The sequence below is a fragment of the Candidatus Melainabacteria bacterium RIFOXYA2_FULL_32_9 genome, from assembly GCA_001784615.1.
GTDB lineage: Bacteria > Cyanobacteriota > Vampirovibrionia > Gastranaerophilales > UBA9579 > UBA9579.
In genome coordinates, this window is record MFRQ01000047.1 from 11770 (window position 1) to 26556 (window position 14787).

Consider the following 14787-nt stretch of genomic DNA (forward strand, 5'->3'; position numbering starts at 1 on the left):
CATAGACAATTCACTGTTTCTCTTAAACAAGTTAAAATTCCAGACTCAGATGTTACTGTATATTTTATAGTTAACAATACATATTTTGGTTCACATAGCGAAATTTATCCGGATAAGGCTCATGAAAGATTTGAGCAAGAAAGATTCCTGGTTTTTGGATTATCTACCCTAGAGTTAATGAAAAAAATTGACTTTAAGCCAGACATAATACACTGTAATGATTGGCATACAGCAAATATACCTGTTTATCTTAAAACTAATTATAGAAACTGCGAGTTTTATAAAAATACCTCTACAGTTTATAGTATTCATAACTTGGCATATCAAGGCAAATTTGGCTTTGAAATATTGGAATTTGGCAATATAATTGATAATGGGGTATATGGATCAGAAGGTCTCGAATATTTCGATAAAATTAACTGGATGAAAGGTGGAATTATTTATTCAGATCAAGTTAATACTGTTTCACCTACATATGCTGAAGAAATTCAGTCTCCAGAATATGGGGACGGACTTGATGGGCTGCTAAGATCAAATAATTATAAATTAACAGGCATATTAAACGGGATTGATTATGACGTATGGAACCCTAAAACTGATCCAGTCCTGCCACAAAACTATTCCGTAGTAGATTTATCTGGAAAAAATAAGTGTAAAATTGAATTGCAAAAAGAATTAGGATTAAAGCAAAATCCTGATACTCCATTAATTGGCTTGATATCAAGATTAGTCGATCAAAAAGGGTTAGATCTTATTGCAGGAATAGCTGAAAACATTAAAAATATGGATTTACAGCTAGCAGTTCTTGGCACAGGACAAGAAAAGTATGAATTGCTTTTCAAAGACTTAACTACCACATCTGATAACATAAAAGCAGTTATAGGATTTAATGGAAACCTGGCAAAAAAAATATACGCAGGCTGTGATATGTTCCTAATGCCAAGCAGGTTTGAACCCTGTGGGCTTGGTCAATTAATAGCACTTAAATACGGCACTATTCCAATTGTAAGAAAAACTGGAGGATTAGCAGACACAGTTATTGACTATAATTTAGATGAAAAAAATGGAAATGGCTTTGTTTTTGAAGACTATGATTCTTGCGTACTTTTTAATGCTATTTCAAGAGCATTAAATGCTTATAAAAATGAACAAGAATGGGCCCATATAACTAACAGGGCAATGCAATATGATTTTAGTTGGGAAAAGAGTGCAGATAAATATGTTGATCTCTATAAAAAGGCTTTAAATAAGTAAATTGCAACGGGAGGAATAAAACTTTATGCCTGAAATGAGAAGAGATCCAATAACAAAAAATTGGGTAATAATAGCAACAGAAAGAGCTAAAAGGCCTGAAAAACCAACTTATAAAGTTGATATGCAGGAAAATGAAGTACCATACGAAAAAAATTGCTTTTTCTGTAGCGAAAATGAATATATGACTCCTCCTGAAGTACTGGCTTACAGAAACTATAACAGCAAACCAGATTCATCCGGCTGGACTCTCAGAGCTGTCCCCAATAAATTTGCAGCACTGAACTTAAACCAGGAATTCCATATAAAACAAGAAAATTCATTGCAAATTAGCAGTTATGCAACTGGCACATCTGAAGTAATTATAGAATCGCCACATCATTCTAAATGCTTATCACAACTCGATCTGGATCAAGTAGCAGATGTATTAAGAGCCTATAGAGACAGATATATTGCAATTTCACAGGAAAATGCGGTTAAATACATATTATTATTTAGAAATCATGGTGCTCAAGCAGGTACAAGTATCACTCACCCACATAGCCAAATAATTGCTACACCGGTTATACCCCCTAAAATTGCTGAAGAATTTACTGGTGCAAATGATTATTTTGAGTCTACAGGCAGATGTGTATATTGTGATATGATTAAAATGGAGCTAAAAGAGCGATCTAGAATTATTTATGAAAACGATCACTTTATCTCATTTGCCCCCTATGCTTCAAAAACACCTTTTGAAACCTGGATAATGCCAAAATTCCATAGTGCAAAATACCAGGATCTAAATGAAGAGCAAATATTATATCTATCAGAAGTGTGGAAAACAACATTATTCAAAATTTATAAAGGCTTAGAAAATCCACCATATAATTATTTTATTCATACATCACCAACACAAAAAAATACTGACAGATACTACCACTGGCATGTGGAATTAATTCCAAAACTTACAATCGCAGCTGGATTTGAACTTGGTACAGGTATGTATATAAATATTGCAATCCCAGAAGATTGTGCAGAATATTTAAGAGAGATTGCAGTAAAATAAATTTGGATTAAAATAGTATTATCTTATTTTCAAATAGAATATAAGTTTAAATATAATTAAGAAGAGGAAACATAAATGATAAACTCTGTTGTAATAGTTGGAAGGGTCGGTCAGGATCCTGAAATGAAATATTTTGAATCAGGGAAAGTTAAAACAGCATTTTCAGTAGCTGTAAACAGATGGTCAAAAGAAGGCGAGAAAACTGACTGGTTTAATATCGAATTATGGGACAAAAATGCTGAAGTCGCTGGTGAATATGTCCGCAAAGGCCGTTTAGTAGGAATAGAAGGCAAATTAGAAGTTAGCCAGTGGAAAGACTCTGAAGGAAATAAAAGAGAAAGATTTTTCATAAGAGCAAATAATCTGCGTCTATTAGGCGGCAAGAAGGAAGAAAGTTCAGCTGGATAATAACTATGAGTATAAAAATAGGTACAATTGGCATAATTGCTGATGATTTAACAGGTGCAAATGATACAGCCCTTCAGTTTCATTTAAGCGGGTGCAATACACAAATTTTACTTGATTATTCTACAATGCCTGAAGGAAAAGCAAACACTCAAGCCTGGGCAATAAGCACCGAAACCAGAAACATAAGTGCAGCAGATGCCACTAAAATTGTAACCAATGCTACAAAACTACTATTAGACAATTTAAATATAGAATACCTTTATAAGAAGATAGATTCTACATTAAGAGGAAATGTTGGACCAGAATCTTTGGCCGTTCTCAATGCAATGGGCTGGGATGCTGCAGTTATTGTACCTGCATTTCCAGCAGAAGGAAGAACTACCGTTGGCGGATATCACTTATTAAAAGGTGTTCCTATTGAGAGAACAGAAGTAGCAAGAGACCCTCAATCTCCTATATTCCAATCATATGTTCCTGCCCTGTTAAAACAACAAATAGAAAAACCTGAATTAGTTGATATGATTCAATTAGCTACAGTCATGAGAGGAGCAGGGCCTATTCTTGTAGAATTACAGGAATTGATTAAAAAGAATAAAAAATTAATTATAATAGATGCTGTTTCAACAACTGATCTGGAGCAAATAGCTTTAGCTATTCAAAAATCTAATTATAATATTTTACCCTGTGGCTCAGCAGGACTAGCTCAAGTCTTGACAAAATGCTGGTTGCCTGAGGTAAAACACCAACATATCACTAAAGTAATTCCTACTTTACCAATTTTTATAGTAGTTGGTAGCGCTACAGAAATTACAAAGACACAAATTAAGAAATTAATGGAGTCTGATGAATTTGAACCAAGCTTTATTGAGCTTACCCCGCAACAAGTGCTAACTGAACCTTCAGAAGAATTGGCTGACAGAATTATACACGACTTAGGGCCTGATGGTATTGTACTCGTACACTCTGCTCCATTAGAAGGTGATTTAAATGTCACTATGGAATATGCAAGCCAGCAAGGTATTCAGTCAGAAAACGTACCGGGCATTGTTAGCGACTTCCTCGCTAATTTAACCGAGAAAGTTGTAAATAAACACAGCGTAATTCTAGTTACTATAGGTGGGGAAACCTCATATAAATGCTGCAACGCCATACAAAGCAAACATCTTCAATTAATCGATGAGGTTGAACCTGCTATCCCATTATGCCTTGATCATGCAGCACAATGGATAATTACAAAATCAGGTAATCTTGGCACTCCAAATACTTTTATAAATATACTTAAATACTTTAAAAAACATCAAGAAACCAAGTAAACTGACAATACAAGATTTTTGCTATGATAAAATACAAAAAAATAGCTATAACTATAGGTGATCCAACAGGAATTGGCCCTGAAATTATCATAAAATCTATTAATTCATTAGATATACCTGCTAAAGAATATATTTTAATAGGTAATAAAGAAATATTCCATAAAGTATCATCTAAGATTAATCAACCATTACCAGATAACCTGGATATCATTGATATTCCGTGTGATATTTCTAAAATCTCAGCAGGACAACCAAATATAGAAAGTGGTAAACTATCTTATTTAGCACTTAAGAAAGCCTGTCAACTTGCTCAAAATAATGAAATAAGAGCTATAGTAACAGCTCCTTTATCAAAAGAAGCGATAAACATGGCAGGGTATCACTATTCAGGACAAACTGAGATTCTGCAAGATTATTTAGGAAATAAAAATGAACAGGCAGAAATGCTTTTTGTTGCCAGAGATTTCAGAGTATTGCTATTAACCAGACACATACCTCTAAAAGATGTACCTCAAGCTTTAACTCAGGATAAAATCATTAACACGATTCTGGCCCTAAATAAATCGCTTACAAAAGACTTTAATACAATAAAACCAAGATTAGCAGTATGCGGATTAAATCCTCATGCAGGAGAAAACGGTCTTTTAGGGACTGAAGAGCAAGAAATAATAATTCCTGCAATAAATAAGCTAAAAGAAAAATACAATATTAATATAGAAGGTCCATTTCCAGCTGATACTATGTGGAACAAAGCTGCTAAACCTTATATTGAAGAAAATCCACAACCATATCAGGCCTATGTCGCTTGTTATCATGATCAGGGATTAATACCAATAAAGCTCTTAGCAATGGATTTCACAGTAAATATGACTATTAATTTGCCTATTATAAGAACATCGCCAAGCCATGGAACTGCTTTTGACATAGCCAGCAAAAATATCGCCAATTACAATAGTATGAAAGAAGCAATTGATCTGGCATATAGCATAAGCGTTTAATATAACTTATACAATAAATTACTGCATCATTAGGAACTGTAAAGTCCTTAACAAACCCTGATACTGATATCTCTTATCCGATTTATCAGACTGTAATCGTACCCTTAGAATGGAGAGGATTCTATGCTGAAATGGAGCCTTGCTAAAGGCTGATCATCTTCTCTATTTGCTGCCAATCCAAAACCATAGTCAACTCTACCTGTAAGGTATTTTGTAAGATTGGCTCTTATACCAAGTCCAACGCTTGTTAGTGTTTGACTTGATCTTACATAGTCTTCAGGAAATGCTCCGGCTGTTTCTGCAAAAGCTACTCCCTGAATATTATCTCTTATTTTTAAATTACCTATTTTTTCGGGTAATAAAAATATAGGGACTCTTAATTCTCCGCCAAATAAATATCCATTATCTCCTGATAATATCCCTTCTGAATATCCACGAACTGAATAGGCCCCTCCAATTCCGTACTGTTCAGCTGATGGCAATTCATCATCTGCAAATTGGGTTGCTGCTTTAAGTATTAATAGTGATTTCTGGCCAAGTCTTTGTAACCTAATTAAACTGCCTGTATATTTATAGAATTTTTCTTTTCCCCCAAATAATTCAAGGCCTGTATGGAAGTCAGAATTATGCATCCATTGTCCGTATTTATCACGCTCTACAGCATTTAGAGAAAAGACTACGGTTCTAATTTGAGTGGAGGGTATTCCTAATACTTCAGAAAATGATTGTCCGTCTAAATAAGTGGTTATTTTTTTAGCGTTAAAGGATGCACTTGTGCCTAATGTAAACCTTTTGGTATTCACCATAGGCATTGATGCAAAACCAGAATAACTAAAAGATTTTCCTTCAATATTGAGATCCTTTAATACTCCTTTACTAATTCCAATACCACCATATCCAAATGCTCCACCAACCCTCAGTCCTGAATGGCCTACAGGAAGACTATAGCTTGTGGAAACTGTATTGGTGGATCTTGCTCTGCCATATGATGCAGTAAGTCTGTCTCTAAATCCTAAAACACTGTCATGTTGAACATTCACCCCGCCTTTTAGAACGCCTACAGTGTCTCTTCCTGTATTATCAAAATTGAACCCTAAATGGTATGGATTTCTTTCTTCAACTTCCAGAGTTATGTCTGATGTGCCAAATTCTTCACCTTTTCTGACTCGGGCTTTTAATTTAACATCATTCATCCTGTTAAAAGACAAAATATCTTTCTGTATCTCTGGAAGATAGATTATATCACCTTCTTTTTGCTGAATTGCTCCTTTAATATAACCTGCTCTAGTATGTTTATTGTCTTTTACTTGTAATTTTCCAAGTTTGCCTTCAATTACCTTAATTATTACGATATTATCCTGAACTTCCTGTGGGGGTAAGTAGGCAAGTGATGTAAGAACTCCAAAATCGTAATATAAGTTATTAATCTTGTTTACAACTTCTTTAATCTCGCTCAAAGTTAAATTCTTGTTTTCATATTCTGATGTTATATTGCTGATATCTTCATCTGTTAATAGGTCACCACCTTCTACTAGTATATGTTTTACAAAAATAGTAGGTGTAATAATTGATTCAATCTTACCTTCTACTGGTTTTTCAGGTTTAATATTTGATATTGGCTTGATATTGGGGTCGTCAATTTTTTCTTTATCTTCTGTTTTTTGATCCTCTTCCTTGATAGATTCTTTAATCAGGTTATCTAAAACAGTATCTTGTTTTGGAGCTGTAATGGCAGCGGCATCCGTTTCTGGTGATATGGGAATTGGTGCAAGCTGAGCAAAACAGCATTTATTAGATAAAATAAATGCACTGGCTAGAATAATACAGATAGATATAAAGTTAATTTTATATTTCAGCATTCTCAATTCTTGGTTTTGGCTTTAGTATCTTATTCGATGATGTAGTATTGACTTAATTTTGTCAACAATTAATCAGTTTAAAGTGAATTCTCACCTTATACTGATTAATTGTTTTAGTTAATTTCTTGAGATCTAATAATATTTTGCTGATTTTTTAAGACTAAGAGCCTGTCTGACTAAAAATATAAAAATCAGGCTATGATATAATTACAGGCTCGTCTTTTGGACTGCGGTTAAAGTTGCAAGCGGCTTGCTTGGCAAGGCGATTCAACTTTAACAAGACAGCTTCTAAAACAGCTTATGTTTTGAACAATTATCAGCATTTATAGCATTTTCAAAATTAACCAGTGTTGAACCTCCTTGATTTTTTCTTAATTCTTTGTCAAGGATATCCATTTTGTTTTCATTAGTTGTTACTATTGTCTTAATTTGCTTTAATTTTTCTTTTATATTTGGGTCTGATGCAATAGCCTGAAGGCCATGCCCTTCTTCTACGTGACTTATTTCGTGAGAAAGAACAGCAGCTAGCTCGGCTTCATTATCAAGCACACTTAATGTGCCTTTTGTTATAAGCACAAATCCGCCAGGAGTTGAAAAAGCATTAACTTCATTGGAGTTTAAAACAACAAATCGATATTTAATGTCAGGTCTCTGAGATATATTTTTTGCTATTGTTTCTCCAACATTACTAACATATTGATTAACCAGTGGATTTTTATAGTAATCATACTTTCTTATAAGTGTTAATGCTGCTTGAAAGCCTATTTCCTGTTCTTCTTCAATAGTAAATCCATATTTTTTGCATACTGCATCATACTTATTAGCTTCTGCATAGCAGGTTAAGCTTGAGAAAAATATGCAAGCAAAAATCATTAGTAAGCTAAATTTTAATCTATTAATTATCATTCTGGATTATAAACCTTATCTATGAGTTTCAGGAGTTGCCATTTCTGCTGAATCTTTATAGAGCTTATTTTTTACTTCTTTAGTTTCTTTTTTGAATTTTTCTGAATCATCAGCTTTTAACCCTGATTTTGCACCACCAGCTACTCCAGCGGTTGATTCTCCTGAGAAGTCTGCACCTCTTTCACCTTTGTTTTTATGTATTAATTTCTTAATTCTTTCTGCATTTGCAGGCTTACCAGAGTTGATTTTTGATGATGTAAATGCTGTTAAGTTAGCACCTAATGTCAGTAAGACTGTTAAGCTCACTATTAAGGTAAGGGTTTTGGTTGATTTTGACATAGTTCTTCTCCTTTCGTTTTTAAGCTTAAAACTTCGTACACTTTAACCGGATTTTCTTTTCCTTTTACTTTTGTTGTGTCTATATATTTCGCATTAATCTTATCTTTTACCAGTTCATAAGTATATTCACTTATCATTATTTGAGTACCATATTCGTTATTTAGGCCTTCAAGCCTTGATGCAAGGTTTACGCCGTCACCAATAATTGTATAATCTTTAATTTTATCTGATCCAATGTTTCCAACAGTTACCTCAGCTGTATTTATTCCAATTCTTATATCTATTTCTTCTTTTCCTTCTGATCTCCATTTTTCTCTTAATTCTTGTAATTTCTCAGTCATATCTATTGCGGTTTTTACTGCCAGGAAAGCATGGTCTTTTATTTCAACAGGGGCATTCCAGAATGCCATTATTGCATCACCAATAAACTTATCAAAAGTTCCTTTATTGTTGAATATAATCTCTACCATTGCAGTAAAATATTCGTTTAACATTGACACTACTTCTTGAGGATCTGAATGTTCAGAGATATTTGTAAATCCTCTTATATCTGTAAACAAAATAGATAACTCTCTTTTGGAACCGCCTAAATTGAGTTTTCTTGGATCACTTAGTACTTCATTCATAATTTGAGGAGAAAGATAGTTAGATAAGGCATATTTCACCTTTAATTTTTCTCTGCCTTCAATTATGTAGTAAATAGCTGATGAAATAGCAAAGGTTATGATTATTGCTGATTCTGTATAAACAATATCCATCCATAAATTAAAATGAATAAATGCAATTACTGTTGTTGTAAGGTAAAACATAGCCAGGATAATTGGCGAAATAACGCCAATTATTGAATTTCTAAATCCAAATACTGATAAACTGCTTAAAATTCCTAGCAAAAGTATAATTAAGCTTGTATGAGTGAAATTTTCTTTCGATAAAAAGTCTTTATGAAGAATATTATCTATTACATTGGCATGTAAAAATACACCTGGCTGTTCTTCAAGAAATGGGCTAGAGATAATATCACGAACTGTGGTAGAAGTGCTTGCTACTCCAATTAGAATTATTTTATCTTTGAAAAGCTCAGCAGGATCCCAACCTTCGAACATTAGTTCGAAATCTTCAGGAATTTTTTCAATATATTTCAGCAAATCATCAGGAATTTCTTCTTCATTTTGATATTGGTTAATCTTATCAATAAGCTTTTTGAATTCTTCTATAGTTAGTCCGCAGGCTTTACTGGCTTTTTCAAGGTTGTCGTAACTTTCTATAAATCTCCAGGCTGACCATTGTTCATAAGCTGGGATGAACTCTTTTTTATTCTGATCATATCTTCCATACCAATTAACTATTACTCTATCTTTTTCATCAAGAGGAATAATAGTGTCACCCAGTAAATAACCTTTATTTTTTATGTTATATAATGTGTTGAGGTGTAATAAGTCCATTGTAAGGCCGAATGAAAGTGAAGGATAATAGTCCTCTTTATATTTATACACAGGGAATTGGTATCTAATTATACCGTCTTCATTTGATCCTACGTGTACAGGGCCTATTCTTTTAGTTACATTTGCTAATTCATAAAATGGAATTTCATAAGCAACTTCTTTGCCTTTGGGTATAACCTCACTAGCATCTCTAGCGCGAATTTTAACCGTATTTATGGCAAATTTCTTCATAAATTTGTCTTTTTCTTTAATCTGGATATCATCTTGCAAATCCTGGTTAATAGGAATATATTTTCCTGCAAGATAAGCATTCTTTGTGTTTTTTATTGCTTCTATGAATTTCTCATCAGATTCTGGATGTTCTTTATCTCTATAACTAAAGAAAATATCGTAAAATATAACTTTTGCACCATACAGGTTTAAAAAGTTTACGATTTTAGCGTGTTCTTCTCTTTTCCATGGCCAACGGCCTATATTTGCAACGCTAATATCATCAATACCAACTACTACTATATCTTTACTCGGTTGATAGCGGTATGAATGTAACATTTTAAATCTGGTATCAAGGGTTTTTAGTTCATATAGATCTAACAGACTTAAATAATTAGCTAAAATCATGATTAAAGCTACTATAAGTCCTATAGATAGTCCAATAAATATATTTGAGTTATTTTTTAGCATTTTTTTCATATTCTACTTCTGTATTGTTGAAGTAATCCAATTATAACGAGACCTATATAGATTATTTGATTTTATAAGACCTTTTAATCTTAATTCATCTAATTCACCTTCAACTTTTTCTAATCTTAACAAGGTGTCAGGATGCCTATATGTAAATAAAGAACTTACTTGAGCGTTGGCTAATCTTCCGGGTAAAGCTGAGTTTTCTTCGATTTTCTTAATTGTCAGCAAGAAACCTTCAAGTCCTGCAGGATGATAACCTAATTTATTTGCATTTACTACTCCTAAAGCATCCGCCATGAACTCATTTTCCTCAGAATTATTGGTTACAATTGAGTTAACTAATATCTCACCAAATGCGAAATCAATTAAATCTTTATCTATGCCAAAAGTTGTTTGGTGTGAACTTTGTACAATCCTATTATTCTGTATTTGGTTGCCATTAATTGAAGCATTAGAGGCAGTACTAGTATTAGAAACCGGCTGAATATTTGTATCGTTAGATGTTGTTGCAGGATTACTTATATTAGTAGCAGGTAAATCGTTATCTGATGCCAGATTTGTATCAGTTGTTAGATTGGTGTTAGTGGTTGGCAATGATCCACCTGCCAGACTTGTTTCAGTTGGTTCTTCAAAAGCAAGATCAAGTCCTGCATCTATATTGGTAGTTGGAATTGTCAACGAATCTTGTGAAATAGGTTGGGTTAGAGTTGTTAATGATGTATTGTCTGTCAATGCGGCTGGATTAGGTGTTGTAGTATTTGTAGCTGTAGCAATTATGTTACCAACATTTTCAGACTGACCATCTGAGCTGGTAATTGTACCTGTGTCTGTATTTACTGTAGTTGAATTATCTGATATAGTTACGGTATTTGGGGCAGTTACAGGTGTTACAGGAAGATGTATTTTTACACTAGCTGCCTGCATTCCTGCTGGTAATGAGCTTGTTACTGTAGTGCCATTTGTGTATGAACTTGTGTTTATTGTTATTGAACTATATTGATTTAAATTACTGGAATTCCCAATATGTATTGTTCCTGAGCCCAATCTAGAGCTGACTATGTCTTCTGGCTTACTTGTATCAATAGTTAGTGTCGTAGGTGAAGTTAACCCTGTTAAAGCACTAATAAATGAAGAAGCGAATGCGGTTGCTATTGAATTGTCAAAGTAACCCAGATAAATATCTGCATTTGGAGTTTGAAAAGTACTGTTATCTAGCAATAATTTGTTTGAAAGAGTATATACAGCGTTAGTAGCTGAGATTGTACTTCCTATAATATTATCTGACACTATTGATGGATTATTAGCATAATAATATAAGTTATTTCCTGCACTTAGACCTGAATTTGCAATTTGCACATTGCTATTTTGGGAAAATAATCCTAAATTACCCGCTGAATTAATAATAGGTGTAGAAATATTTATGCCGTTATTTCCTATTATTCCTATTCGAGAAGTAAGATCATTTTGAGCTTTCAGGTCAACATTTTGAATTGTTGCTATTCCTGTTGAATTGAGATAAATTTCATTTGCAGTAAATGTTGGGATAGGACTTATTGAAGAAGTAAGATTTATGTTATTAGTCGAGTTCATATCTATTCTGTTAGTTGCAGTCAAATTGGTATTATTTAATGTGCTAATTCCACTACTAGTAATGTTAATATTGTTAGCATTTAAAGCTGCTGGTGTAAGAGTTGTGCTGTTAGTATTTATGGTGCCAAGTGAATTAAGGGTAATATCTCCACTGCCAATTAGATTAAAGTCGGTTAATGAAGTACCTGTACCAGAACTGATTTGCATATTAACGGTATTAATGGTTGATATAGTATTTAAATCTAATGTTCCCGCATCTGCACTTATTAGAATATTTCCAGAATTAGGATTGAGAGATATATTTTGAATTGTATTTGTGCCTGTTCCAGTTGAATTAATGAGTATTCCTTTAGCTGATAATATGGAAGGAGTTCCAGAGGTGATTCCTGTTAAGCTTAAACTGCCAGTTGAATTAATGTAAATATTTCCTAAAGATGACGTTATAGGATTAGCTACTGCAAGGTTAATAACAGTATTTCCTGTGCGAGGAGTAAATGATTTAAACTGAGTAGCAAGAGAGTCAGTCTCAACGACTTGGGCATTAGGAATATAACCAAGATAGATATTATTATTTGTTGTATTTAAATAACTTGTATTACCTAATAAGAGTGAATTCAGGGCCATATATAGTTTATTACCGGTACTGAAGGAACTTCCTCCTAAATTAGAAATATTTCCATATAGATAAGAGTTATTTGTAGAGGAGATATTAGAATTAGTAGCACTAATATTTCCAGATTCAGCGAATAATCCTAATATATTAGAAGCATTAATTGTAGAATTACCGGCACTGATATTACCACTTGCAGCCAGGAATTTTAATATACTTCCAGTGATAGCGTTAGATGTTCCTGATAAGGTTATTCCATTTCCTGTAATATTTGCATAATTAGAAGCTGTAAGTGTGGCATTCTGTAACGTGGTTAATCCGCTGGAAGTAATATCTACATTATTTCCAGTAATGGAGTTAGATGTTCCTGTTAATGTTACTCCTGTATTTCCTGTAACTGTGACATTACCTGTTGCATTAAGAATAGTGTTTTGTATAGTAGATGTTCCTGAAGAGCTGGTAATATTTCCTGTAGCTCCAAGATTAGAATCTTGTATGATACTTGTTCCACTGGAAGATATATCTATGTTCCCTGTATTAGCTAATAATGAGGTTACTGTATCTAAGGTTAATGCTCCTGAGTTAGCATTTATCTCTATGTTTCCAGAATTAGGATTAAGAGTGATGTTTTCAATTGTATTAGTAGTGCCTGTTGAATTAATGTAAATACCTGTAGCCGATAGATTGGCAGGAGTACCTGATGTGGTTCCTGTCATAGCAAGATTACCATTAGTTGTATTTATGCTTAATGAACCTGTAGAGTTAATATAGCTATCTCCTGTCAGGTTAATAGCCATATTTCCTGTACGATTGTATAAACCACTGAATTTGGTAAGAAATGGAGATCCAGCATCAAATACTGTAGAAATAGAGCTGGAGTTATTAGGTAATTCACCTAACTTAATATCTCCTGCTGCCTCTAAAGCTCCTCCATTATTCAGGTTTAATGTAGAGAATGCTGAATAAATATTACCTGTAGGATTAATAGCTACACCATTTATGGTCAATATATTGGAATAAGTGTAGAGATTTTCCCCTACTGTGAAAGAAGAGCCCGAATTAACAGTAATATTTCCTGATGTAGATCCTAAACCAAGGTTACCGGTAGCATTAAGATCTGATCCGGAGTTAATAGTAATACCTGTATCACCACTAATACCGATATTTCCAGAAGAGATAGCAATATTTCCCAGAGTGATTTGTCCATCAGAATCAAGATAGATATTTCCACTGGATAAAGATGGGGAATTAGCTCCGCTTAAAGTCAGATTATTAGAAGAGCTAATGCTTAAGCTGTTTGTTGCATTTACGTTAAGATTTGATAGAGTTGCAATATCAGATATATTAAACATTACATCATCATTAATTATGTTAATATTACCTGATGAAGCAGTTAAAGGAGTTGACCCTGTCAGGTTAAGTGTCATGCTTGTTGATGGAAGTGAGGTTAATACTCCAAATTTATCAGCAAATAATGAGCCTGAAAACTTGGTTGCTATTGATTCTGCTCCTACAGGTAATTCTGTAAAATTAATTGATCCATTTGTAGCTTGTAATCTTCCAGAATTATTGAGATTCAAGGTATTAAATCCAGAATAAATATTTTCAGTAGCAGCAAGAGATACTGTGTCCACCGTAAATATATTGGAATAAGTATAGAGATTGTTTCCTATCGTGAATGATGTTGATGGATTAACACTAATATTTCCATTTAATGACCCTAATCCTAGATTTGTTGCATTAATACTAGTTCCTGTATCTAGAGTTAAGCTATCAGTGCTACCGATACCTATATTGCCAGTGGTGGCGTTAAGATAAGAGTTTTCTAATGTAATTTGACCATCAGAATCAAGATAAATGTTTTTTGCTGTAAATGTTGGACCGTTAACAGACAAATTACCAATCGAGTCTATGTTTATGGTTCCGGTTGTTGTATTTGCAGATAAGTTGGTATCTATTAACCCTGCTGTTCCATTTGCATTAATATTAATATTTCTAGCAATTAATGTTGTAGGAGATGTTGCATTTAACAAAAGATTGGAGCTGGAATTTATGTTTAATGTTCCATTAGTTACGTTAATAGGACTTCCACCAGCCAGGTTAATTGTGTTTCCTGATAATGTTGTATAGTTTTTGAATAAGTTAGCTAGTATGTCTGTCTCTGTTACCGTAGAACTTTGGATTTTACCCAGATACATATTATTACTGGTAGCATTGAGATAACTTGTATTATCTAGAGTTAATGTATTAAATGCAGAATATGCCTTACCTGCATTAAGTGTGCTGTTGGTAAAGGTGTATGTTCCTCCATATAGGTAAGAGTTATTTGTAGAAGAGAT

General features: G+C 33.4%; 9 protein-coding genes and 1 pseudogene. 5 read left to right on the forward strand and 5 right to left on the reverse strand.

The window, feature by feature from the left end:
• From A2255_06925 to A2255_06945, 5 genes are all read left to right on the forward strand, one after another.
• A partial coding sequence (locus A2255_06925) for a hypothetical protein (protein OGI21969.1) occupies positions 1–1254 on the forward strand: 1254 nt, incomplete at its 5' end.
• Positions 1255–1279: 25 nt separating this feature from the next.
• On the forward strand, positions 1280–2299 hold the full coding sequence (locus A2255_06930) for a galactose-1-phosphate uridylyltransferase (GenBank protein OGI21970.1): 1020 nt from the start codon (positions 1280–1282) through the stop codon (positions 2297–2299).
• A 75-nt stretch (positions 2300–2374) separates the two neighbouring features.
• Positions 2375–2707 carry a hypothetical protein gene (locus A2255_06935; GenBank protein ID OGI21971.1) on the forward strand — a complete coding sequence of 111 codons (333 nt, stop codon included), beginning with the start codon at positions 2375–2377 and terminating at the stop codon, positions 2705–2707.
• Between the two features lie 5 nt (positions 2708–2712).
• Positions 2713–4020, forward strand: a complete 1308-nt coding sequence (locus A2255_06940; protein ID OGI21972.1) for a hypothetical protein — start codon at positions 2713–2715, stop codon at positions 4018–4020.
• A gap of 23 nt (positions 4021–4043) precedes the next feature.
• Positions 4044–5018, forward strand: coding sequence for a 4-hydroxythreonine-4-phosphate dehydrogenase PdxA (locus A2255_06945; protein OGI21973.1), 975 nt, complete (start codon positions 4044–4046; stop codon positions 5016–5018).
• Positions 5019–5122: 104 nt separating this feature from the next.
• On the opposite strand, the gene A2255_06950 is transcribed toward A2255_06945, so the two are convergent.
• The 5 genes and pseudogenes from A2255_06950 to A2255_06970 form a co-directional block, all read right to left on the reverse strand.
• Entirely contained in the window at positions 5123–6877 is a 1755-nt protein-coding gene (locus A2255_06950) for a hypothetical protein (protein OGI21974.1), read from the reverse strand.
• A 288-nt stretch (positions 6878–7165) separates the two neighbouring features.
• Entirely contained in the window at positions 7166–7783 is a 618-nt protein-coding gene (locus A2255_06955; GenBank protein ID OGI21975.1) for a hypothetical protein, read from the reverse strand.
• A 15-nt stretch (positions 7784–7798) separates the two neighbouring features.
• A complete protein-coding gene (locus tag A2255_06960; GenBank protein OGI21976.1) occupies positions 7799–8122 on the reverse strand; it encodes a hypothetical protein in 324 nt (107 codons plus the stop codon).
• Entirely contained in the window at positions 8092–10254 is a 2163-nt protein-coding gene (locus A2255_06965; GenBank protein OGI21977.1) for a hypothetical protein, read from the reverse strand. Before A2255_06965 ends, A2255_06960 begins: the two co-directional genes overlap by 31 nt.
• A gap of 3 nt (positions 10255–10257) precedes the next feature.
• Positions 10258–14787, reverse strand: a pseudogene (locus tag A2255_06970) (hypothetical protein).